At 70.1% G+C, this 22857-nt stretch carries 17 protein-coding genes; 8 read left to right on the forward strand and 9 right to left on the reverse strand.

The features are described 5' to 3' along the window. Positions 1–10: 10 nt before the first annotated feature. The 3 genes from OHA30_RS07990 to OHA30_RS08000 all read left to right on the forward strand — a co-directional run bounded on the left by OHA30_RS07990 (position 11) and on the right by OHA30_RS08000 (position 4997). Complete coding sequence (locus OHA30_RS07990; protein ID WP_328913105.1) at positions 11–901, forward strand: carbohydrate ABC transporter permease; 891 nt, start codon at positions 11–13, stop codon at positions 899–901. A gap of 140 nt (positions 902–1041) precedes the next feature. Beyond that, positions 1042–2697, forward strand: coding sequence for a glycoside hydrolase family 13 protein (locus OHA30_RS07995; RefSeq protein WP_328913106.1), 1656 nt, complete (start codon positions 1042–1044; stop codon positions 2695–2697). Between the two features lie 545 nt (positions 2698–3242). Next, positions 3243–4997: an NAD+ synthase gene (locus tag OHA30_RS08000; RefSeq protein ID WP_328913107.1), complete on the forward strand. Its 1755-nt coding sequence runs from the start codon at positions 3243–3245 to the stop codon at positions 4995–4997. Between the two features lie 11 nt (positions 4998–5008). On the opposite strand, the gene OHA30_RS08005 is transcribed toward OHA30_RS08000, so the two are convergent. Continuing rightward, complete coding sequence (locus OHA30_RS08005; RefSeq protein ID WP_405786140.1) at positions 5009–5929, reverse strand: endonuclease/exonuclease/phosphatase family protein; 921 nt, start codon at positions 5927–5929, stop codon at positions 5009–5011. Positions 5930–6375: 446 nt separating this feature from the next. Continuing rightward, entirely contained in the window at positions 6376–7314 is a 939-nt protein-coding gene (locus OHA30_RS08010; RefSeq protein ID WP_328913109.1) for an alpha/beta hydrolase family protein, read from the reverse strand. 310 nt (positions 7315–7624) lie between these two features. Between OHA30_RS08010 and OHA30_RS08015 the strand changes: the two genes are divergently transcribed. Beyond that, positions 7625–8005, forward strand: a complete 381-nt coding sequence (locus OHA30_RS08015) for a MerR family transcriptional regulator (protein WP_328913110.1) — start codon at positions 7625–7627, stop codon at positions 8003–8005. Positions 8006–8092: 87 nt separating this feature from the next. Here the strand turns inward: OHA30_RS08015 and OHA30_RS08020 are convergent, their stop codons facing one another. The 3 genes from OHA30_RS08020 to OHA30_RS08030 form a co-directional block, all read right to left on the reverse strand. Beyond that, positions 8093–8731 (reverse strand): TetR/AcrR family transcriptional regulator, encoded by a 639-nt coding sequence (locus OHA30_RS08020; RefSeq protein WP_328913111.1) that lies wholly within the window; start codon positions 8729–8731, stop codon positions 8093–8095. Further along, complete coding sequence (locus OHA30_RS08025) at positions 8728–10317, reverse strand: MFS transporter (protein WP_328913112.1); 1590 nt, start codon at positions 10315–10317, stop codon at positions 8728–8730. The genes OHA30_RS08020 and OHA30_RS08025 overlap by 4 nt, the downstream gene beginning before the upstream one ends. 130 nt (positions 10318–10447) lie before the next feature. Beyond that, entirely contained in the window at positions 10448–11119 is a 672-nt protein-coding gene (locus OHA30_RS08030; RefSeq protein WP_328913113.1) for a helix-turn-helix domain-containing protein, read from the reverse strand. Between the two features lie 47 nt (positions 11120–11166). Here OHA30_RS08030 and OHA30_RS08035 point away from each other — a divergent pair, with 47 nt between their 5' ends. From OHA30_RS08035 to OHA30_RS08045, 3 genes are all read left to right on the forward strand, one after another. After that, positions 11167–12036: a class I SAM-dependent methyltransferase gene (locus OHA30_RS08035; RefSeq protein WP_328913114.1), complete on the forward strand. Its 870-nt coding sequence runs from the start codon at positions 11167–11169 to the stop codon at positions 12034–12036. A 223-nt stretch (positions 12037–12259) separates the two neighbouring features. Beyond that, positions 12260–12490, forward strand: coding sequence for a DUF397 domain-containing protein (locus OHA30_RS08040; RefSeq protein WP_328913115.1), 231 nt, complete (start codon positions 12260–12262; stop codon positions 12488–12490). A gap of 169 nt (positions 12491–12659) precedes the next feature. Continuing rightward, positions 12660–12890: a hypothetical protein gene (locus OHA30_RS08045; protein WP_328913116.1), complete on the forward strand. Its 231-nt coding sequence runs from the start codon at positions 12660–12662 to the stop codon at positions 12888–12890. A gap of 128 nt (positions 12891–13018) precedes the next feature. On the opposite strand, the gene OHA30_RS08050 is transcribed toward OHA30_RS08045, so the two are convergent. The 4 genes from OHA30_RS08050 to OHA30_RS08065 form a co-directional block, all read right to left on the reverse strand. After that, positions 13019–13348, reverse strand: coding sequence for a hypothetical protein (locus tag OHA30_RS08050; RefSeq protein ID WP_328913117.1), 330 nt, complete (start codon positions 13346–13348; stop codon positions 13019–13021). A 153-nt stretch (positions 13349–13501) separates the two neighbouring features. Next, positions 13502–14386 carry a polysaccharide deacetylase family protein gene (locus tag OHA30_RS08055; RefSeq protein WP_328913118.1) on the reverse strand — a complete coding sequence of 295 codons (885 nt, stop codon included), beginning with the start codon at positions 14384–14386 and terminating at the stop codon, positions 13502–13504. A 48-nt stretch (positions 14387–14434) separates the two neighbouring features. Next, a complete protein-coding gene (locus tag OHA30_RS08060; RefSeq protein ID WP_328913119.1) occupies positions 14435–14986 on the reverse strand; it encodes a hypothetical protein in 552 nt (183 codons plus the stop codon). A gap of 120 nt (positions 14987–15106) precedes the next feature. Continuing rightward, positions 15107–21286 (reverse strand): DNRLRE domain-containing protein, encoded by a 6180-nt coding sequence (locus tag OHA30_RS08065; RefSeq protein WP_328913120.1) that lies wholly within the window; start codon positions 21284–21286, stop codon positions 15107–15109. 521 nt (positions 21287–21807) lie between these two features. Between OHA30_RS08065 and panB the strand changes: the two genes are divergently transcribed. Next, positions 21808–22737, forward strand: a complete 930-nt coding sequence (gene panB, locus OHA30_RS08070) for a 3-methyl-2-oxobutanoate hydroxymethyltransferase (RefSeq protein ID WP_328913121.1) — start codon at positions 21808–21810, stop codon at positions 22735–22737. Positions 22738–22857: the final 120 nt, after the last annotated feature.

The raw sequence follows: 22857 nt of genomic DNA on the forward strand, positions 1-22857 counted from the left end.
AATACGGATCATGTCAGCGTTTACCTCGCAGAACCGGACTCTGATCTCGTCGGCCACACTCAGCCGCCGCAAGGGAAAGATCGCCTACTGGACCGTATGGACCCTGGTGATCGTGGTGTTCACCCTGGTCTTCCTCGGGCCGCTCTACTGGATGGTGACCGGCGGTTTCAAATCCGCCCAGGAAGTGGTCGCCAATCCGCCGACGCTCTTCCCGAAGCACCCGAAGCCGGAGAACTACCACACGGCGTGGAGCGAGCTGAAGATCGCCCGGCTGCTCTTCAACACGCTCTACTACGCGTTCGGCGCGCTGGCCTTCCAGCTGGTGTTCGACGTGGCCGCCGCGTACTCCATATCCAAGCTCCGCCCGGTGCTCGGCAAGATCATCCTCGGCGCCATGCTGGCCACGCTGATGATCCCGTCGGCCGTGCTGATCGTGCCGCAGTACATGACGGTCCTCGACCTGCCGGTGCTGCACTTCAACCTGATCGGCACCCCGTGGGCGATCTGGCTGCCGACGGTGGCCAACGGCTTCAACATCTTCCTGCTCAAGCGGTTCTTCGACTCGATCCCCGAGGACCTGATGCACGCGGCGTCGATCGACGGGGCCAGTCCGCTGCGCACCCTGTGGTCCATCGTGCTGCCGATGTCCCGGCCGATCCTCGGTGTCGTGTCGATCTTCGCCGTGGTCAACGTCTGGAAGGACTTCCTCTGGCCGATGCTGGTGGAGCCCGACCCGAAGAACCAGCCGATCAACATCGGCATCAACTCGCTCTCCCAGGGCGTCCCGGAGAACGTGCTCATCGCGGCACTGGCCATCTCCGCTCTGCCGACCCTGCTGATCTTCCTGCTCTTCCAGCGCAACATCATGTCCGGTCTGACCGCCGGCAGCCTCAAGGGCTGATCCGCGGCTCCGGGCGCTCGCTCGCACCCGCAAGCCCAACGTACGCACCACCCCACAGCACTCCGCCGCCGGCCTCTTTGCCAGCATCCCCGCCATCCGGGCCGGCGGCGGAGTCCCCACCTGCCCGAAAGGACGTTGACGTGGCAGACACCCCTCAGCCCGAGGCCGACGAGAACTGGTGGCGCGGCGCTGTCATCTACCAGGTCTATCCGCGTAGCTTCGCCGACAGCAACGGCGACGGAACCGGTGACCTCGCCGGGGTGCGGTCCAGACTCCCGTACCTGGCCGAGCTGGGCGTCAACGCCCTGTGGTTCAACCCCTGGTACCCGTCCCCGATGGCGGACGGCGGCTACGACGTCGCCGACTACCGGGACATCGACCCGGTCTTCGGCACGCTCGCCGAGGCCGAGAAGCTGATCTCCGAGGCGCTCGCACTGGGCATCAGGACGATCATCGACATCGTCCCGAACCACATATCGGCCGCGCACCCGTGGTTCCGCGAGGCGCTGGAGGCGGGCCCCGGCAGCGCCGCCCGCGAGCGCTTCTGGTTCCGCCCGGGCCGCGGGGAGAACGGCGAGCTGCCGCCCAACAACTGGCCCTCGCAGTTCGGCGGCCCGGCCTGGACCCGGACCACCGACCCGGACGGTACGCCCGGCGACTGGTTCCTCAATCTGTTCGACTCCGAGCAGCCGGACCTCAACTGGAACCACCCGGACGTGCGCGCCGAGCACGAGGACGTCCTGCGGTTCTGGTTCGAGCGCGGCGCCGGCGGGGTGCGGATCGACTCCGCCGCCCTGGTCACCAAGGACCCGCAGCTGCCGGACCTGCCCAACCAGCCCGCCGAGCCGGGCTCGCCTGCGGCCCCGCACCCGTATGTCGACCGCGACGACCTGCACGACATCTACCGCTCCTGGCGGCGGATCGCGGACTCCTACGACGGGGCCCGCATCCTGGTCGGCGAGGTGTGGATGCCGGACGCCGAGCGGTTCGCCCGCTATCTGCGGCCCGACGAGATGCACACCGCGTTCAACTTCGACTTCCTGGCCTGCCCCTGGGAGCCGGAGCGGCTGCGCAAGTCCATCGACACCACGCTGTCCGCGCACGCCCCGGTGGGCGCGCCCGCGACCTGGGTGCTGTGCAACCACGACGTGACCCGTACGGTGACGCGCTACGGCCGTACCGACACCGGTTTCGACTTCGCCACCAAGGCGTTCGGCACGCCGACCGACCTGGAGCTCGGCACCCGCCGGGCGCGGGCGGCCGCGCTGCTGACGCTGGCGCTGCCCGGTTCGGTCTACCTCTACCAGGGCGAGGAGCTGGGGCTGCCCGAGGTCGAGGACATCCCGGCCGACAAGCTCCAGGACCCGATGTACCTGCGGTCGGGCGGTACGGACCCGGGCCGCGACGGCTGCCGGGTGCCGCTGCCCTGGTCGGGCAGCGCCACGCCGTTCGGCTTCAGCCCGGCGGGCTCCGCGGAGCCGTGGCTGCCGCAGCCGGCCGACTGGGCCGGCCGTACGGCCGAGGCGCAGTCCGCCGACCCCGAGTCGATGCTGTCGCTCTACCGGGCGGCGCTGCGGCTGCGCACGGACGAGCCGGGGCTCGGCGACGGGCCGTTCAGCTGGCTGGAGTCGGAGCCGGAGGTGCTGGCCTTCCGGCGGACCGACCGGTTCATCTGTGTGGTGAATCTCTCGGACTCCCCGGCGGAGTTGCCGGCGCACTCCGAGGTGCTCATCGCGAGCGGGCCACTCGCGGACGGGCGGCTGCCCAAGGACACGGCGGTGTGGCTGAGGGGCTGAGGCACGCTTGCCGCTGGGCTTTTGTGAGTACGGCCGGGCCCCGCTCCGGTGGGAGAGGCGGGGTCCGGTTTGGGGGGCCGGATACGGGGTACCGTAAACGTGTACGGTATCGGTATGTCCGGTACGTAGGGGCCGACTCGCCTTGTCAGGGTCGGCCCCCTCGTACGTCCGCAGTCGCCCCGCGGGGGCGTCCCCGTCAGGGGCGCTGGGGGCACCCCCGGGCGAAGCCTGGGGGAGGAACTGCGCGACCAGCCACGATGCGCCTGCGGCGGGCCGCCGGGGTGCCCCCAACAGCGAGATCCCGGACCACCGGCCGGTGCTGGGTTGCTCGCGCAGTTCCTCGCGCCCCTGAAGGGGCTCTGCCCCAAACGGTCGGATTCCTGGCCACCGGCCGGTGCTGGGTTGCCCGCGCAGTTCCTCGCGCCCCCGAAGGGGCTCTGCCCCAAGCGGTCGGATTCCTGGCCACCGGCCGGTGGTGGGTTGCCCGCCCCGAAGGGCCCGGAGCGGGAGCGGCATTGCGTCGACGTGACGATTAGACTGGGCGCGTGCCTCAACTACGTCTCGCCCTGAACCAGATCGACGCCCGCGTCGGCGACATCGCCGGAAACTGCGCGTCGGTCCTGCGCTGGACCCACCATGCCGCCGGGCGCGGAGCCCACCTCGTGGCGTTCCCCGAGATGATGCTCACCGGCTACCCCGTCGAAGACCTCGCCCTGCGCGCCTCCTTCGTGGACGCCAGCCGCACGGCGCTCGTCGGCCTCGCCCGGCAGCTCGCCGACGAGGGCCTGGGCGAGCTGCCCGTGGTCGTCGGCTACCTGGGCCGCGCCGACAACGCCCAGCCCCGCTACGGCCAGCCCGCCGGCGCCCCGCAGAACTGCGCGGCCGTCCTGCACCGCGGCGAGGTCGCCCTCCGCTTCGCCAAGCACCACCTGCCCAACTACGGCGTCTTCGACGAGTTCCGCTACTTCGTGCCCGGCGACACCCTTCCCGTGATCCGGGTCCACGGCGTCGATGTCGCCCTGGCGATCTGCGAGGACCTGTGGCAGGACGGCGGCAGGGTGCCGGCCGCCCGCGCCGCGGGCGCCGGCCTGCTGCTCTCGGTCAACGCGTCGCCGTACGAGCGGGACAAGGACGACACCCGGCTCGGCCTGGTCCGCAAGCGCGCCCAGGAGGCGGGCTGCACGCTCGCGTATCTGGCGATGGTCGGCGGCCAGGACGAGCTGGTCTTCGACGGCGACTCCATCGTCGTCTCCGAGCAGGGCGAGGTCATCGCGCGGTCCCCGCAGTTCGGCGAGGAGTGCCTGCTGCTCGATCTGGAACTGCCCGCCGCGCCCGCCGGAACCCCCTCCGGGCGGGTGGCCGACGGCCTGGAGATCCAGCACGTCACGCTCTCCGCCGACCCCGTCGCCGCCTACCCGCCGCAGTACCCCGGCACCGAGGCCGAGCGGCTGAGCGACGAGGCCGAGATCTACGGCGCGCTCGTCACCGGCCTGCGCGCGTACGTCGAGAAGAACGGCTTCCGCTCGGTGCTGATCGGCCTGTCCGGCGGCATCGACTCGGCGCTGTGCGCGGCCATCGCCTGCGACGCGATCGGCCCGGCGAACGTGTACGGGGTGTCGATGCCGTCGGCGTACTCCTCGGAGCACTCCAAGGACGACGCCGCCGAACTGGCCCGCAGGACCGGGCTGCCGCTGCGTACCGTCCCGATCGCGCCCATGTTCGACGCCTACATGGCGGCGCTGGAGCTGACCGGGCTCGCGGAGGAGAACCTCCAGGCGCGGCTGCGCGGGGTGACGCTGATGGGGATCTCCAACCAGGAGGGCCACATCGTGCTCGCGCCGGGCAACAAGAGCGAACTCGCGGTGGGTTACTCGACGCTGTACGGCGACGCGGTGGGCGCGTACGGGCCGATCAAGGACGTCTACAAGACGACGGTCTTCCGGCTCGCCCGCTGGCGCAACGCGTCGGCCGAGGAGAAGGGCGAGACCCCGCCGATCCCGGAGAACTCCATCAGCAAGCCGCCGAGCGCCGAACTGCGCCCCGGCCAGATGGACACCGACTCGCTGCCGGACTACGACGTGCTCGACCGGGTGCTCGAACTCTACGTGGACCGCGACCAGGGCCGTGCGGCGATCGTCGCGGCGGGATTCGAGGCGGAGTTGGTGGACCGCATCCTCCAACTCACCGACACCGCCGAGTACAAGCGGCGCCAGTACCCGCCGGGCACCAAGATCTCGGCGAAGGGCTTCGGCAAGGACCGCAGGCTGCCGATCACCAACCGGTGGCGCGAGGGGGCGTAACGTCGGACGGTTCAGGGCAGTTGGAGGCGGGCGGCGACCGGCAGATGGTCGCTGCCCGTCCTCGGCAGGGTCCAGGACGACTTCGGCTCGACCCCCTTGACCATGATCTGGTCGATCCTCGCCATCGGGAAGCCAGCCGGCCAGCTGAAGCCCATGCCGTCGCCCGCCGCGCCCTGGGTGGAGCGCATCTGCGAGGTGACCGAGGCCAGCGCCCGGTCGTTCATGGTCCCGTTGAGGTCGCCGAGCAGCACCACGCTGTGCAACGGTTCCGCGGCGATGGCCTCGCCCAGCGCGTTGGCCGCGTGGTCGCGCTGCCCGGCGGTGAATCCGGCGTTGAACTTCACCCGTACGGACGGCAGATGGGCCACGTACACCGCGACCTGGCCGTGCGGGGTGGTGACCGCGGCGCGCATCGCCCGGGTCCAGCCCATCTTGATGTCCACCGTCCGCACGCCGTGCAGCGGGTACTTGCTCCACAGCCCGACCGTGCCCTGCACCGAGTGGTACGGGTACGCCGCCGCGAGATCGCGTGCGTAGCGGGACTGCTGGCTCTCCGCCAACTCCTCCAGCGCCACGATGTCCGCGCCCGCCGCGACGACGTCCTTGGCGGTGCCGTCGGGGTTGGCGTTCTCGGCGTTGACGTTGTGGGTGAGGACGGTCAGATTCCCGCCGGCCGAGGACTTGCTGGTGAGCAGCCCGCCGAACAGATTGAGCCAGAGCATCGACGGCACCAGCACCGCGATCAGCGCCGTGGCCGAACGCCGGACCACCGCGACCGCGAGCAGCACCGGGATCGCCAGCCCCAGCCAGGGCAGGAACGTCTCGAGCAGACTGCCCAGGTTGCCGATCCGGTTGGGCACGCGGGAGTGGAAGAAGAGCAGCAGCGTCAGCCCGAGGGCGACCGCGGCGGTGAGGATGCCGCGCCGCCACATGCCCGAGGGCCGCCACCAGCGCAGGAATCGGTCGGTGAAACGGGCGCGTGGGCCGGCCGCGGCAGTCGGTCGCGGCACGGGGTCCCCGTCCGTGGTCGCATCCGTGCCGCTCTGCGCCTGGGTCATGGGGCTCCTCACTGCCTTGCCGGTGCTCTGCCGACCTTAGGGGATCGGTATGTGAACCGACGGACGGCGGGGTGCGGCGGGTTCCCGTGGCGCGGCGTGGCGGGGGTGGCTGTGACAAGACCCGTACACGGCCCTGTTCTCGTACAGCTGCCGCCACCTGTCATGTAGCAGAACGTGATGGCCCTGGGGGCGCGGTTCAGTGCTTCGCGTATGCGCTCCGTGCCGCGGGCTCCGCTTGCGCGCTGGTTCTCGATCACCTCCCGGCTGCCGGCGCCCCGCGCCCGTTGCGCGACCCGGACACGCGGCCGCGGGTGGCGGGGTCACTTGGATTCGAGGCGTCCCAGCGGGTGGCCGCCCGCGAGAACCGTCTGGGCGTTCTTCCAGTCGGTGAGGTCTATTCCGGTGATGTGGCGCAGGTAGGCGAGGGTGACCTGCTGGACGAGGGCGACACGGTCGGGGTTCTCGTCGGTGGTTTCCGTTGCCTGGTAGCCGGAGATGCCGCCGAGGAAGTGCTCGCCGCCGCGGACGGTCAGGAGGCTCTTGTCGCCGCGGCTGAGGGTATAGGGGTCGGCCGTCCAGGCCGGGCCCCGGGTGGAGAGCGGGAGGTCGTCCTTGTCTCCGGCGACGACGAGGCCGGGGGCGGCGATATGGGAGAAGTCCTGATCGCGCAGCCAGGGAAGGTTGTTGTGGGCGAAGGGGGTCAGTTCGTCGCCGCCCTTGCCCGCGGTGGCCAGTTGGATGCTGGCCATGACCCGGGAATCGGACAGGTCCTCGGCGGCACCGGTCTGCGGGTCCGTGACGCGCAGGCCCACCAGGATGCCGGCGGTCTGGCCGCCGAAGGAGTGCCCGGCTGCGACGATCCGGCTGTGGTCGATGCGGCCTTCCAGTCCCGGCACGCCCGCCTCCAAGGTGGTGAGCTCGTCGAGGATGCGCCGCATGTCCTCTACGCGGTAGCGCCACATCCGGGGCCGGCGAGGGTCATCGGCCGGGAGGTCGAGCCGCTTGGAGTCCAGGTGGGTGGCCTGGATGACGACAAAGCCGCCGGACGCCCAGTGATCGACCAGCGGGGCGTAGCCGTCCAGGTTCGAGCCGAAGCCGTGGGCGAAGAGCACGACGGGCAGGCTCGTGCCGGCGGTGGGGGCGGTGATACGGACGTGCAGGTCCTCGCCGCGCTGCGGTGCGCTCAGCACGAGCGGCTTGACGGATACCGTCGCAGTGGGGGCGGGGCCGGTGAGACCGGTGGTGTGGTGCGTGGTCATGCGTGTGTCTGCCTTTCAGGGGTTGGCGGGTCGGCGGAGGCGGAGGATACGTTCGGCGTTGAGGTGGCCGAGCCTGTCCCGGCCTTGCTCGTCGAGCGGGGCGTGGTCGACGAAGGCGCGGGCGCCCCCTGGCCGCCGAACGCGCCGCGGGAGTCGACGCCGCCGAGACCACGGTGCCCTTGACCATCGCCTGTTGTGGGGGCGCCAACCGGATCATTCGCCCGTCAGTGGGCACATGGGCTACGGTAAAACTTGACGTTGACGTGAAAGGCAAGTGTGTGTGACGCGGAACACGCGGAAAGGGGCGGGAATGCGGATCGGGGAACTCGCCCGCCGCACGGGCGTCACCACCCGGGCCCTGCGGTACTACGAGGAACAGAATCTGCTCACCGCCGAGCGCAGCGGCAGCGGCCAGCGCCACTACGCAGAAACCGCCGTCGACCGGATCCACCTCATCCGCCAGCTGTACGCCGCCGGACTGAGCAGCAAGGCCATCGCCGAGCTGACGCCCTGCGTCATCGACGGCAAGGCCACCCCTGAACTCCTCCAGCGCCTGGCCGTGGAACGCGACCACCTCGACCGGCGCATCGCGGATCTCACCCATACCCGGGACAGGCTCGACTCCGTTATCGACGGTGCCTCATCCAACATGCGCACCGGCGTCCCCTGCCCACGGGACGCGAACGCTTAGACCTGCGCCAACCCTGTCGGAAAGGGATCGAATGACGGTCTCGCGCGCCCGGCTCAGACGCGCGTCCCGTTCAGGCACGTGGTCGGCTCAGGCGCGGGGGCGCATTCCATCGAGCAGGGTGTCGACGACGCGTTCGGCCAGGTCCTCCGGGAGGGAGGCGTCCGGGCGCAGGGTGGCCCGGGCCAGCACCGGGCCGACCACCATGTCCGAGAGCAGGTCCAGGTCCTCGCCCAGTTCCGGACGGATCTCCCCGCTGGCGATGCCGTACTCCAGCAGCTCTATCAGTATGCGGCGGCGGGCGGCCACCACGGTGTCGTGATAGCGCTGCCACAGCACGGGGTTGCTCTGCGCCTGCGTCAACATCGAACGCATCAGCGCGGACTCGCGCTTGGCCAGGCTGCGGCGCCTGATGTACTCGACCGCCGTGATCAGGTCGTCCCGCAGCACCCCCGTCCTGCTCTTCTCCGGCGGCGGCGCGTCGATCGCGGCGAGCACGTCGAGCAGCAGGGCCTCCTTGCCGGGCCAGCGGCGGTAGACGGTGGCCTTGCCGACGCCGGCCTCGCGGGCGATGCCCTCCATGGACAGGTCGCTGAGGGTGGTGCCCTCGGCGAGCAGCCGCAGCACGGTGTCGATGATCACATGGTCGACGGCCGCGTTGCGGGGGCGGCCGCGTGGCGCCGCCGTGTCCGCGGCGCTCTCCGTTGCCGCCGTGTCGGGGGTTCTCACTGTTCCGCTCCCACCATCTCCCGCTCGGCCGAGCCGCCGGGCGCCGCCTTGGCGGGGGCCTTGGCGGGCAGGTAGACCAGTACGATCAGCGCGCCCAGCAGCGCGACACCCGCGGAGGCGGCCGCGGTGATGTGCATGGCGTGGATGAAGGCGTCGTTGGCGGGCTGGACCAGCGCCTGACCCTTGACGCCCTGCCTCGACGCGACCCCGAGGGTGGCCTCGATGGACTCGGCCGCCGCGTGCCGCTTGTCCGCGGGCAGGAAACCGAGGTGGTCCTTGATGCCGTTGCGGTAGACCGTCGACATCAGCGAGCCGAGCACCGCGACCCCGAGCGCGCCGCCGACCTGCCGGAAGACGTTGTTCACCGCGGAGCCGGAACCTGCCTTCTCGCGCGGCAGCGACGACATGATCATCACGGTGGCGGGCGGCATGACGTGCGCCATCGCCGTACCCATCAGGAAGAAGAGCACTTCCAGCACCCAGATCGGAGTGCTCTGGCCGAGCAGCAGGAAGCCGAGGAAGGAGACCCCGGTCAGTGCCATGCCGCCGGCGCAGACCGCGCGGGCGCCGAACCGGTCGACCAGCAGCCGGGCGCGCGGCGCGAAGACCATCTGCGCGGCGGCCAGCGGGAGCAGCAGCAGGCCGGACTGGAGTGCGCTGTAGCCGCGGACGGACTGGGTGTAGAAGATGATGAAGAAGGTGACGCCCATCAGCGCGAAGAACACCAGGCCGATGGCGGCGACGGAGGCGGAGAACTGCCGCTTCTTGAAGTACGAGACGTCGAGCGCCGGGTGCTCGATGCGCGACTCGTACCAGACGAAGCCCGCCAGGATGACCAGGCCGCCCAGCGTGGTGACCCAGACCTCGGGCTTGGTGAAGTCGCCGTACTGGCCGCCCTTGATGATGCCGTAGATCATCAGCACCAGGCCGGAGATGGACAGCAGCACGCCGACGGGGTCGAGTCGGCCGGGGCGTGGGTCCTTGGAGTCCGGGACGATCAGGAACATGGCGATCAGGCCCGCGATCACGATGGGCACGTTGACCAGGAAGACCGAGCCCCACCAGAAGTGCTGGAGCAGCAGACCGCCGGTGATCGGTCCGACCGCGATGGCCAGGCCCACGACGCCGGCCCAGATGCCGATCGCGCGGGGCTGCTCCTCGCGCTCGAAGACGTTCATGATGATGGCGAGGGTGGCGGGCATGATGAAGGCGCCGCCCAGGCCCATCACCCCGCGCCAGGCGATGAGTTCGCCCGCGGAGCCGGCCATCGCGGACAGCGCGGAGCCCGCGCCGAACACGAACATGCCGAAGAGCAGCACCTTTTTGCGGCCGAGCCGGTCGCCGAGCAGGCCGGCGGTGAAGAGCAGGCCGGCGAAGACCAGGGTGTAGGAGTTGATCGCCCACTCCAACTGGCTCTGGGTGGCGCCCAGTCCGGTCGGGGCGGGTTGGGCGATGGTCTTCATCGCCACGTTCAGGATCGAGTTGTCCAGCACCACGACGAGGAGGCTGAACAGCAGGACGGTGAGTATCGCCCAGCGGCGGCGGTGGACCGCTTCCGGCACGGTGTATGTCGTTTTATCGGCCATGCGGATCAGCGTACGACGATTTACGATACGGACCCGTCTCGTATCGTAAAGCTCCGGCAAAACTCGTGGCACTCGGGGGTGTGGAGGCGGCCCGGCGGTGCGCGCCGGGCGCTCACGGGGGGTCGAGGGCTTACGGGGCCGGGGGCTCGCGCAGGCCGGGGCTCGTGCAGGCCGGGGCTCGCGCGGGCCGGGCGGACTCGGGGGCGGACTTCCGGCGGCAGGCCCAGTCCAGGACGTGGAGGTGGGTGCGCTTCCCGTCGTGGTCGAGGACGCACAGGATCTCGGCCGGTCCGCCGTGCGCCTTGAAGGCGTGGGGGATCATGGTGGAGAACTCGGCCGCCTGGCCCGTCTCGACCCGGATGGCGCGCTCGCCGAGGAGCAGCGTGACAGTCCCCGACAGGACGGTGAACCAGTCCCTGCCGGGGTGGACGCCGAGTTGGTCGACACCCGGGCCGCGCGCTTCCTCGGTGATACGCATCTTGGCGACGGTGACCCCGGCCGGCCCCGATCCGCGGCTCAGCAGCCAGGTGGTCAGTCCGCGCTGTTCGTCGCGCTGCGGCCTGATCACGACGTCGTCGTCATCGACGGTCTCCACCAATTGGTCCAGCGAGATGCCCAAGGCGCGTGCCAGCGCCGTGAGCTGGTCGAGGCTGATGCGCCGGTGACCGGTCTCGATACGGCTCAGGGTGGAAGGGCTCAGAAAGGCGCGCTCGGCGAGACTGTCGAGCGACCAGCCGCGGGCCTGCCTGAGGCTCCTGATACGCATGCGGACCGTACTGTCGAGATCGCTTTCTTGCGTCATACGCAAGAGGGTACGCGCTTGACGCAAGGTGGGGTTACGGTCGACATATGACCACCACCGGAAGCAGCGCGTTTCATCCGCACCGGAACGACTCCGACTCCGAGGCCGAGGTCGGCGCAGACGCAGACGCCGACCCGATGGCCGAAGTCCTTGACCTGGACGCCGAGGTGCTGCGGACCTACCTGTCGGAGCTGACCTCCTGGCTGGGCGGACTGACCGACCGCGAACCGCGCCGCATCGTCGACCTGGGGAGCGGGACCGGGACCGGTGCCGTCGCCCTGGCACGGCGTTTCGCACGGGCCGAGGTGACGGCCGCGGATCTCTCCCCGCGCATGCTCCGTCGGCTCTCCGAGAAGGCGTCCGCGCTCGGTCTCGCCGACCGGGTCCACGGCGTCGAGGTGGATCTGGACGAGGACTGGCCGACGTCCGACACCATCGACCTCATCTGGGCGGCCTCCTCCCTGCATCACCTGGCCGACCCCGCCCGGGTGCTGGCCCGAGCGTTCGACGCCCTGCGGCCGGGCGGCCTCCTCGCCGTCACCGAGATGGACTTCTTCCCCCGCTTCCTGCCCGACGACGTGGGAGTGGGCCGGCCCGGCCTGGAGGCCCGCGTCCACGCCGCTCTGAACAAGGGCCCAGCCGTCGACTGGACCGATCACCTGGTCCGCGCGGGCTTCGTGCTGGAAGCCGAACGCCCCTTCGTCATCGACCTGCCCGCGCCACTGCCGGCTGCCGCCCCCCGCTATGCCCAGGCGAGCCTGCGCAGGCTGCGCTCCCACCTCGACGGGCAGTTGTCCACTACGGACCTGGCGGCACTCGACACGGTCATCGACGGCGAAGGCCGCCTCGGCGTACTGCGCCGCACGGACCTCACCGTCCGGACCACCCGTATCACCTGGGCCGCCCGCCGCCCCTGAGACCGCCGGGCGCGCGGCCGTACCGTACGACCTTCCGTGCCTCGACGGGGTGTTGCGCCCGGAGCCGGCGGCCGGGCGGTACGGGGGCGCGCGGGGGGCGTGCGGGGGCCGCTTTGACCGGCGCCGGGTTTCCGCCCTATCGTCACAGCAGTCCAAGGCTCCGGTCACGCACAGGTGACGCGGAAGCCGTACACCCGTACAAGAGTGAGAGGCGGCTGCGCGGATGGGGAGCGCGGAGGAGAAGGAATTCCTGTACGCACTCGATCTGAGCGGCGTGGAGTGGATCGGGGCGCCCGGTACGACGCCCGGTGACCGCGTCGAGATCGCGTACCTGCCCGAAGGCGCCGTCGCCATGCGCAACGGCGCCCACCCCGAGGACCCGGCGCTCCGCTTCACCGCCGCCGAGTGGGAGGCCTTCACCCTCGGCGCCCGCGACGGCGAATTCGACCTGTAGGCGCGTGGTCCGTGCGTCGCCGCCCGCGGAACGGGCGGCGCACGGAGTGCCACCCGTTCCGCGGGGTCGGGCTCGGCCGGTGAGGTGGGCATGGGTGAACTCCCGTGCTGGGTCGCACGTACGCTCCTCGCATGGGACACCGGGGGGAGCGCAGACGACCGTTCGCGGAGTGGAGAGGCGACACACCACTTCCGGATCGTTTGGCGGCCAACTGGACCTGGGGAGCCAACCCCGTATCAACCTCTTCTTTCACCTGCTGGCGCCACCGATTTTGATCGGCTGCGCCATATCGGGCATCGGCTGGAGTTGGTGGCAGCGCACGCTCGCAGGACTGGGCGAACTGCTGCTCGTCGCCTACATCTCCCTCGTCCTCATCGGCCTCTTCCGCCGCCGCCACTGACGGTTCCTGCCCCACCGACTGCGCGGTCAGCGCAGTCCGTCGGAGAGACGGACGACCTGACGTCCGGCGGCGAGCAGTTCGGAGACGGCGGCGGGCGGTGATGAAGAGCAACGAAATCGCTTGGAATGCTAGGGCGTGCCGCTGCCCTCTCGATCACCACCCGCGCGCCGGCTCACCATCATCAGGATGAGGCCGGTCAGCACGAGCGCGATGCCGGACAGGGCCTCCCACTGCCGGATGCCGGACTCGAAGGTGTCGGCGTCGCTGAGCACCAGCCAGAAGACCACATGCCAGCACAGACCGACGGCACCCAGCAACTGGCCCCAGCCGTAGAGGCGAGGGCGGCGGACCGGACGCCCGCTCGTGGGGAGCACCCAGCCACGTGTGATCCCCGCTACGCCGGAGGCGGCGAAGAGCAACGCCACCAGACCAACAGGTACGGCGACATAGAGCGTCATGTTCTCTCCCTCTACGTCCGGCCCGCGCCGGACGCCGCCGTGATCATGACACCCGCCGCACGCTGCGTCCACGCCCTTCCGTAGCTCATGATCCTCCTGGTCCGGGGCATTGCGGCCTCCACGAACTTGTGCGACGCAGCACTAGCGTCGCGGTCAGCGCAGTCCGTCGGAGAGGCGGACGAACTGGTGGCCGGAGGCGAGCAGTTGGGGGACGGCGGCGGCGATACCCTCGGCGGTGCCGCCCTGGGGCTGATTCATGTGGCCGATCACCACGGACCCGCTGCCGGCCGCCGCCACCGTACGGCGGACCTGTTCGGGGGTGAAGGTGGCGCCGCCGTCGCCGTTGACGGAGAAGTTGGCGAAGCGTTCGCCCAGGTCGGTGACGATCCGCGCCGCGATGTCGTCGCAGTACGCGGTGCCGGACCGGAAGAAGCGGGGCGGTGCACCCAGCAGCCGGGTGAGCTTGACGTGGTTCCCGGCGACCTCGTCGTACACCTCACCGGCATCGCGCGTGCCCGCGATCCCGTACGCGGAGCGTCCGGAGACCGAGAGCGGGCGGTGGCGCGTACCGTGGTTGGCGATCTCGAACAGCGGCTCGGCGGCCAGCCGGCGAAAGAGTCCCGGATTGGCGTCTATCCAGCGGGAGTTGATGAAGAGCGTCGCCGGTATCTCCCGTCGGCGCAGGAAGTCGATCAGGTCCTGGTCGTAACCGCTGCCGCCCGGACCGCCACAGGCGTCGAAGGTCAGCGCGATCACGCGCTTCGTGGTCGGCAAGGAGCGCACCACCCCGGGTCCGTCGAAGCCCCAGGTGTGCGGGGTGAGATGGCCGTACCGGGCGACAACCTCGGCGCGCGTCACCGTCAACGCCGCAGGACGCGCGGTGCGCCGCGGAGCAGCGCCCTTCGTACGGCTCTGCGTCACGGCGGGCAACGCGCCGGGCGTGGCCGGACCGTCGCTGGTCCTGGTCATCAGATCCGCGCAACCGGCCACAACTCCCCCTGCCACGACCGCCAGCACCACCCGCCGCCTGGATATCACTTCGCTCCTTGAGATCGCCCCGTCCATCTGTTCCGCGCGGTGATACGCCTACGCGACAATCGCTGTGGCCTTGGCGAATTCCTTCACCACGTCACCGGCCTGCTCCCCGCTGATCGCCGTTCCTTCCTGGAGAAGGAAGTCCTCGGGAACATCCACCCGGATACACGCGGGTTTTCCGGCGACACGGAGCATGCCGACGCACGTATGGAAGTGATCTCCGGCGGCATTCCGTTTGGCCTTTCCTGCCGACAGGTAGACGAATTCCTGCACGTCGGCGTCCGGAAGCATCAGGCTTTCGGGGATGAGGTTCCGGCAGCCCTGCGCACGCATCTGCTCCTGGCGACTTCGGAGCCGGGCGAGTTCCACCCGGAAGAGCGGTGCGCCACCCGGGCCGGAACCCCCGGAGCCCACGGAGCTCCGGGAGCCCGAACCATCGGACGACGACAGTTGCTTTCCGCCGGCGAAGCCCCACGCCAGGCAGGCGAGCGCCGCGACGTATGGGGCAGCCGACGAACTCATACCGAACAGCACTGCGGCGGCAACACTCACCACGAGCGCCGCCGTGGCGAGCGAGGCCACACCGGGGCGCAACTTGGACATGGCATTCCTTAGGATTCGCGCTGCTTTTTTCTACATTGTGCGCATGGAGAACACGGCCGACCCCGGGGAAGGTGATCCTACCCAGGGGCCGACCGCCGCGATCAACCGACCGTCAGCCGGTTACCGCAGGTGACGCCACTTCCAGTTCATCTTCCACTTCATGACACGGAGTTTCATGCTGAGCCGGAACAGGGATGCGCGTCCGGCGTACTTCATCGCGACGGAGCCGCCACCGCTCCACGCGGCGTTGCCCACCGCGCCCCACGCGATCGAGGAGGCGAAGTCGCGCTTGCGGAACTTCTTTCGGGAGAATCCCGTCTTGATCCCGTAGTCCAGCGCTCCCCCAGCGGCTCCGTAGACCGCGCCGGCTGCGATGGCGCAGCCGATTCCCGCGCTGGCTCCGCAGAAGGCCGCGGCCCCGACTCCGGCGGCGACCCAGACGCTGACTCGCGCCGCTCTCTTGAAGAACTTGTGCCAACCGAATTGGCCATTGAGGTCGAAGCAGTTGATGGGGTCGGCGTTGCAGTACTCGTAGGCGTTGGCGTTGCCGCCGGTGACGGGGTCGGTGGACAGGAAGCGTCCGGTGGTGGGGTTGTAGAGGCGGACTCCCATGAGGATCACGCCCGTGACGGTTTCGGACGAGCGCTGCTTCCCGCCGAGCCAAGAATAGCGAGTGGCCGGCTGGTCGGCGCGCGGGTTGCCGTATTCGTCGGAGTCGAGGACGGTCGGCGCGACGCCGGTGTCGGTGGGGAGTTGCAGGGTGATGTCGCCGTGGAGGTTGGCGAGTTGGAGGACGGTGCCGCCGGTTTTGGTGGTGGTGGCGGCGAGGTTTCCGTCGAGGCCGTCGACGTTGCGGGTCAGCGCTCCGGCGGTGTTCTCGGTGATCCAGCGAGGGTTGTCGGAGTCGTTGCCGTAGTGGTTGGTCTTGGACGCGGTCTGGGTCCAGGTGCCGGTGTTGGCCTCGGTGGTGAAGGCGCGGAAACGCAGGGCCGAGTCGAGGGTCCAGGTCTGGCGCTGGGTGCCGGCGGTCTGCTGCTGGACGAGGTCGTTGGCGTAGTAGGCCAGTGTGCTGCCGGGCAGTGCGCTGGTGCGGCCGAAGGCGTCGTAGGTGTAGCCGGTGGTCACCAGGCGGTCGGCGGTGTCGTAGGTGCTGGTGGTTGTGGTGGCGCCGGTGGTGGTGCAGTCGGCGTCAGGGGCGGCGACAGCGGTGGCCAGGGTCTTGCGGTTGGTGTTCTTGTCGAAGGTGTAGGTGCGGGTGGTGCAGACCGCGTCGGTGCTGGTGTCCTGGACCTGGGTGAGGCGGCCGGTCTTGTCGTAGGTGTAGTTCTGCGAGGCCGTGACACCGGGAGTGCCGGTGTGGGTGGCGTCCTGGCCGTGGACGGTCTCGGTGACGGTGTCGGAGACCAGCACGGTGCCGTCGCTGGTACGGGTGTACAGCCGGCTGGTGGCCTGGCCGGCGGGGTCGTGGTCCTCGGTCATGGTGTAACCGCCGGGCAGGCCCTGGCTGTTCACCGTGCCGTCGGCGTCGTAGGCCGCGGTGACCGCGCCGGCGATCGAGTCGGTGACCTTCGTGGTCAGCCCGCGCGGGTCGAGCGCGGTGTCGTAGGTGTAGGTGGTGGTCGACGGCACGTTGTCGGTGACCGTGACCGGGCGGTCCAGGGCGTCGTACTGGGTGCTGGTGGTCCCGCCGTCGGCGTCGGCGTAGGACATCTGCCGGCCGAGCTGGTCGTAGGTCTTGGTGATCGTGCCGCCGGCGGTGGAGGTCTGCTTGAACGCCTGGCCCGTGGCGGCGTCGTAGGACGTGGTCACCGCCGGGACGGCCGTGCCCACTCCGCCGGTGATCGTGACGGTGGTCGGACGCCCGGCGCTGTCGTACGCGTTGGTGGTCGTACGCGTCACGGAGTTGGCGGTCTCGGTGACCTTGGTGGTCTGGCCGAAGAGCCCGTACTCGGTCGTGGTGGTGGGCAGTTGGGTGGGGTTGGTGCCGCCGCCGGTGATGGCGGCCGCCGGGCCGGTCTGGCAGACCGCGTCGGCCCACTCCGGCTTGGCGCCGCAGGTGCCGGTGCCGTCACCGGTGTAGTACGTGGTCACCGTGGCCCCGGCATCGCTGCCGGTGGAGGCGGGCAGGGTGGTCTTCGTGACCCGACCCTGGTCGTCGTAGGCGGTCGTGGTGGTGATCGCCAGGCCGCCGGGGTCCTTGGTGACGGAGGTGGGCAGGCCCTTGACCCAGTCGTAGACCGTCGAGGTCACCCGCGGATCGGCGGTCAGGTCGGGGAAGGACCGCACCTGGGCGGAGACGGTTTCCTTGGTGACTTGGTCCTTGACGGTGGCGGTGCCGTCGGTCGGGCGGCCGGTGTCGTACTCCTTGACACTGTGCTGGCGGGCCGTGACCTGGGTACCGGCGGTCGCGACGGTGGTGGAGCCGCTGACCAGGTTCGCCGCCAGGGTGATCTGGTGCAGCGGCCCGTAGGTGTCGGTCTCGCGCTGACCGTCGGCGCTGAACACCGAGACGGACGAGAGCAGTTGGGCGCGCTCACCGGTGGACAGGGCGTTGATGCCCAGGTCGGTCAGGGCGTCCTTCTGCGCCTGCGTGGTGCCCAGGGCGAGTTCGCGGTTGGCGGCCGTCAGGGTACGGACGGTGTTGCCGTACCGGTCGTACTCGGTGACCGTGATGTGCTTGCCCGGGGTGGCGGTGTCGACCTCCTGCGCGGAGGCGTTGAGGTAGTGGACGGTGGCGCGGGTGTAGGCGCCCGAGGTGAGGGTGGTGCCGTCGCTGGAGGCGGGGACCTGGTCGGGCGGGAAGACAGCGGTGGCGTCGGTGGGCAGATCGCTCTGGCCCCATGAGGCCCTGGCCGTCGGCCCGAGGTCGTTCGGTGCCGCGCTGCCGGTCAGCGGCACGCCGTAGACGACCGTGGTGGACGCGGTGCCGTTGGTCGTGGAAGCACTGCCCGGCGTGAGAGTCGGGCGGGACGCCTTGAGGAGCATGCCGTCACCGGCGGTGGGGCTGGAGCCGGCCTGACCGTAGGTGAAGGTCCAGGGCAGCTGGCCGGGCGGGGTCAGGGTGGTGACGTGCCCGGCGGTGTCATAGGCGTAGGCGGTCTTGAGCGCGGGTGAGATCCGCGGGTCCCACTGCTCGCGCAGCCTGCCCGTGTTGTCATACGCGTACTGAGCCACGGTGGTGGCGGTGGACGCGGTCGCGCCGGGGGCGGTGGCCCACAGCTTGATCGTGGAGACCTGGCCGGTGTAGTCGCCGAAGACCGTGGCGGTGGCCGTGGTGGAGGTCGCGTAGCCGAACTCCAGAACCCGGCAGCCCCTGGCCGCCGGGGCCGCGTCGCACGCCGCCAGCGTGGTGGCCGTGGTCGCGGCGATGACCCGCTTCGGGCGGGCCAGCGTCTTGCCGCCCACGACCACAGCCTCGGAGACCACCTTGGTCGTCGAGTTGGCCAGACCGTCCAGCAGAGAACTGGTCACCGTCCAGGTGGTGGCCGCGGCGGCGACCTTGGAGAAGACCGTCACCGTGCCCTCGGTGTCCGAGAGAGTGAAGTCACCGGAGGCGAACGCACCGGTCAGGGTCAGATCCTCCGAACCGGTCTCCGGCACCCACGCGCTGCCCGCCGACTTCGCGGTGAACTTGACCGTGTCGCCATCGACCGTGACCACGTCCAGTGACGTGGCGGAAGACTTGCGGATCTCGGTGTAGTCCGAATCCGTGGCGTCTGCGACCGTTCCCGACAGCCACTCCTTACCGAAGATCGGCACCTGCCCGTCCAGACCCGTACCAGCCTGCGGCGAACGCGACGACGCCGTACGCGTCACAGTCATGCCATAGAACGACGCGTCCGTGCCGGACAGGGTGAAGTCGCCGGTGAGCAGGTTCACCGAACCCGGACCCGCGCTCTCGGAGGCCGCGCCGTCGGCGTTGCGGTCCACGGTCACGCTGATCGGATCCGAGGAGACCGGGCTGCCGGTGCCGGTGAAGTCCGCGCGGAGCTGGACAGCGCCGTCGGGGTCGACCGTGGAGGTGGCGTTCCAGACCAGTTGCGGGCTCTTCCCGGCGGTCAGCGCGACCGGCCAGGAGGCCAGCGGTGTACCCGCGTTGGTGACATCACCGGCCGGGACCGGGGCCCAGGTGTCGGCGTCACCGCGCCGCCAGGAGAACGTCACCGCGCTGTACTTCGCCCCATCAGCCTCAGCCGCCAGCGGCACACGCGCGGCGGTACGGGTCCCGTCATCCGGGAGCGTGACCCCGCCCGGGCCGACGTGGAAGGTGTACGAGATCGCCTCGGACTTGTTCTCCGCCTTGTCCGTGGCCCGCACCTGAAGGGTGTTGGTGCCGGCCTTGGCCGGGGTGACGTTGAAGTTCACCGGCGTCGTCGTGCCGCCGGTGGCGACCTTCGTCCACGTCGTACCGTCCAGCGACCACTCGACACCGTTCTGGTCACCCGAAGGCGGCGTCGCGGTGAACTTGCCAGACTGACCGGCGCCCTTGACCCAACTGGAGGACGGATAGTCCGTCGAGGTCACGGACGTGGGCGCCGAGGGCGCGGCAGTGTCCACCGTGAACAGCGTCCACGGGCCCCAGCCGACGCTGTAGTGCGTGCCGTCATACGACGTGGAGCGGAACTTGTAGGTCTTGCCGTTGGTCAGCAGCCCGCTCGGTACGGTCACCGACAGCGGTTTGCCCGCCGGGCCGAACGCCGAGGCGATGTTCGAGCCGACCTGGGTGTTCGTCGCGTTGTCGTAGACCTGGAACGTCGACTGGACCTTGTCATTGTTCGGGTCGGCGAACGTGTCCCGCAGCGTCGGCGTCGTCGTGTTCACAAACCACGTGCCGGCGGTGTCCTTGAAGAACGGCGGACCGGCCTGCGGGTCGGTACCGTTGCGCGGCCGGTAGTTGTACGTCACCACCAGCTTCGGCGGATTCGAGGCCGCGTTCGCGGAGTTGAAACGCTTCCACTGCGCCACCACCGTCTCCGACGACGCCCGCAAACCCATCCCCGACGTGGCGTTCTGCGCCGACGCCCACACCTGCGCCAGCGTCGTCACATCGGCGTTGACCCACCCGTCAGGCGCCGACGTGCACGCCGGATTGCCCCGGGTCTCCGTCGAGGTCGCCTCCTTCTCGTTCCACGCCGGCTGCGCGGTCCACCGCGAGGACGTGGACGCCTTGCCCGCCGCCCACACCTCCCACGGATACGCCTTGCAGTCCGTGTTGCCCGAGTGGAAGTTCCACAGACTCAACTTCGCCGCCGACACCAGGGCATTGGAGAACGGCGCCGTGTTCCACGTGATGAACGACCGCGCGGTACGCGGCGTCCCGTCCGAGTTCGTCGTGCCCGGGTTGCCCAGATCCAGCTCGGTGTCCGTGGACTCGTCCACCGTCACACCCTGCTGCACATACGTGTCGAACACATTCGACATCGACCCCGTCGACGGGTCCACCGTCACCGGGAACACCGTCGCCGGATCCGCCAGGAACGCCGCATCCGGGGTGAAGACCAGATCCAGGGCGCCCCTGTCCTTCACCACCTCCAGCTTCACCGGCGCCTGACGGGTGTGCAGACCCGAGACCGGATCAACGGTCGCGTCCCACATCACCGGCGCCGGCATCACCGCCTGCTTACGCCCCTTGGCGTCGGTGAACAGCACACTGCCGTCCGCCTGCAGGGCCGCCGTCAGACCGCGCGCCTTCAACGGCAGCGTATACACGTAATCGTTTGCGGCCGGGCGCCGGTTGATGTCCACGAACTGCTCGAACCCGGTACGCGTCGCCTCCACGACCACATCCGCACCCGGCACCGCGTCCGGATACGTCGCCCGCGTGCCCTCCAGCACCGGCTCGGGCAGACCGCCCTTCCACTGCAACGTGATCTGCCGCTCACCACTGCCCAGCGTCACCAGATCCCGCGCGGGGGCGGTCCTCTCCGCCGCCAGCGACCGCACGACGCTCCCGCCACCACCGGCCAGCCGCAGACCACGCGGATGACCCTTCGGCGCCACACTGCCATCAGCGGCCGCCACCAGGTCCAGATCCACCGGACGCCACGAGCCGCCCTCCTCGAACCGCACCGGCCCCGCACTGATCTCACTCGTCAGCGAACCATCAGCGTTCACCCACGTCGTCGACGTCTCCGACCGCTCCGAGAGCGCCTCCACCCGCCGACCCGACAACCGCGCAGCGACCCGCGCCGACGGAATATCAGCCGCCGAACTCGCATAAACCGCGGCCTGCTCCGCCGGCTTGTCAGGAGCGGCGACCGCCGCCTCCGCGCCCCCCAGCGCGCCGACCGCCAGTGCCATCACCAGCACCGCCGACACCGACCGCTTCGAACCCCATCCCGAACCGGGCCAGGCGCGACCGCGCCAGACCCCCCCACGCCCATCCATGAACCCTCCAGAATCTCCACAGCTCCCTCACATGGAGCCGACGAGAGCAGACACTAGAGATCACCAAAAGAGGACAAGACGGATGATCCAAGCTGTAGCGAACCTATGAGCCTCCTGTGAATACCAAGTCTTTACCTTTCGGTGAAATCCCGACCTGATTCGGAACGAGTGGCCTGAATCAGCACCATACAAAGGGGACGACTCGCCTTCACCGATTCGGCCACGGACCTACGCTGCGACCCGATGTCGTCTTGACTCTCGGGGCTTCCCGCACCGGACTGCCCGCCGCCCCCGCGCTACGGCGGCGGGGTCCGGTGGACGTGAGGGCGGTCTCAGGGGGGTTCCTCTTTCCGGACGCGGCCGCCCGTGCCAGCATGGAAGTGATCCGGGGACGCCGTCAGGGCGCCTCGAGATGACATGAAGGAGCCGTCACCATGACGCAACTTCCGGCTGCCCACGATTCGGGCCAGGCACCGGCCCCGCAGCCCGCCGACCCGCACACCGCCCCGCCCGCCGCGGCCCCGCGGGGCGCCGACCACCCCAAGGCGCTCTACGGCGGCACCGGCACCCGCCGCATCACCGTCCGCGACCTCTCCGCCGCCAAGGAGCGCGGCGAGAAGTGGCCCATGCTGACCGTCTACGACGCGATGACCGCGTCCGTCTTCGACGAGGCCGGCATCCCCGTCCTGCTGGTCGGCGACTCGATGGGCAACTGTCACCTGGGCTTCGAGACCACCGTCCCCGTCACCCTCGATCACATGGCGATGCTCTCCGCCGCCGTGGTCCGGGGCTCCAGCCGGGCGCTGGTCGTCGGCGACCTGCCCTTCGGCACGTACCAGGAGGGCCCGGTCCAGGCGCTGCGCAGCGCCACCCGGCTGATCAAGGAGGCCGGGGTCGGGGCGGTCAAGCTGGAGGGCGGGGAGCGGTCGCTCGCCCAGACCGAGACCTTGGTGCAGGCCGGTATCCCGGTCATGTCCCACCTGGGCCTGACCCCGCAGTCCGTCAACACCCTCGGTTACCGGGTGCAGGGCCGCGGCGACGAAGCGTCGCACCGGCTGATCAACGACGCCAAGGCCGCGCAGGACGCGGGCGCCTTCGCCGTGGTGCTCGAACTGATCCCCGCCGAGGTCGCCGCCGAGATCACCCGCTCGCTGCACATCCCCACCATCGGCATCGGCGCCGGCCCCGAAACCGACGCGCAGGTGCTGGTGTGGACCGACATGGTCGGGCTGACCGGCGGGAAGGTGCCGCGCTTCACCAAGCAGTACGCGAACCTGCGGCAGACCCTCGGGGACGCGGCGAAGGCGTACGCCGGTGAGGTCGTCGGCGGCACGTTCCCGGCCGAGGAGCACACCTTCCACTGAGCACGAGCGGGCTGGGCGCCCACGCGCCCAGCCCGCACCCCCGCACCCCGCAACCCGCAACCCCGCACCCGCACCCGCACCCGCACCACCCCGTACCCACCGCACCACCCCGTGGGGCCC

This window comes from Streptomyces sp. NBC_00223, assembly GCF_036199905.1.
GTDB lineage: Bacteria > Actinomycetota > Actinomycetes > Streptomycetales > Streptomycetaceae > Actinacidiphila.

Coding starts and splice junctions, on each gene's coding strand:
- OHA30_RS08025 (WP_328913112.1), bottom strand. CDS start 10,317: ATGGCCGATAAAACGACATACACCGTGCCGGAAGCGGTCCACCGCCGC.
- OHA30_RS08060 (WP_328913119.1), bottom strand. CDS start 14,986: ATGTCCAAGTTGCGCCCCGGTGTGGCCTCGCTCGCCACGGCGGCGCTC.
- panB (WP_328913121.1), top strand. CDS start 21,808: ATGACGCAACTTCCGGCTGCCCACGATTCGGGCCAGGCACCGGCCCCG.
- OHA30_RS08030 (WP_328913113.1), bottom strand. CDS start 11,119: ATGACGCAAGAAAGCGATCTCGACAGTACGGTCCGCATGCGTATCAGG.
- OHA30_RS07990 (WP_328913105.1), top strand. CDS start 11: ATGTCAGCGTTTACCTCGCAGAACCGGACTCTGATCTCGTCGGCCACA.
- OHA30_RS08010 (WP_328913109.1), bottom strand. CDS start 7,314: ATGACCACGCACCACACCACCGGTCTCACCGGCCCCGCCCCCACTGCG.
- OHA30_RS08040 (WP_328913115.1), top strand. CDS start 12,260: ATGGGGAGCGCGGAGGAGAAGGAATTCCTGTACGCACTCGATCTGAGC.
- OHA30_RS08015 (WP_328913110.1), top strand. CDS start 7,625: ATGCGGATCGGGGAACTCGCCCGCCGCACGGGCGTCACCACCCGGGCC.
- OHA30_RS08050 (WP_328913117.1), bottom strand. CDS start 13,348: ATGACGCTCTATGTCGCCGTACCTGTTGGTCTGGTGGCGTTGCTCTTC.
- OHA30_RS08005 (WP_405786140.1), bottom strand. CDS start 5,929: ATGTGGCGGCGCGGCATCCTCACCGCCGCGGTCGCCCTCGGGCTGACG.
- OHA30_RS08065 (WP_328913120.1), bottom strand. CDS start 21,286: ATGGCACTGGCGGTCGGCGCGCTGGGGGGCGCGGAGGCGGCGGTCGCC.
- OHA30_RS08035 (WP_328913114.1), top strand. CDS start 11,167: ATGACCACCACCGGAAGCAGCGCGTTTCATCCGCACCGGAACGACTCC.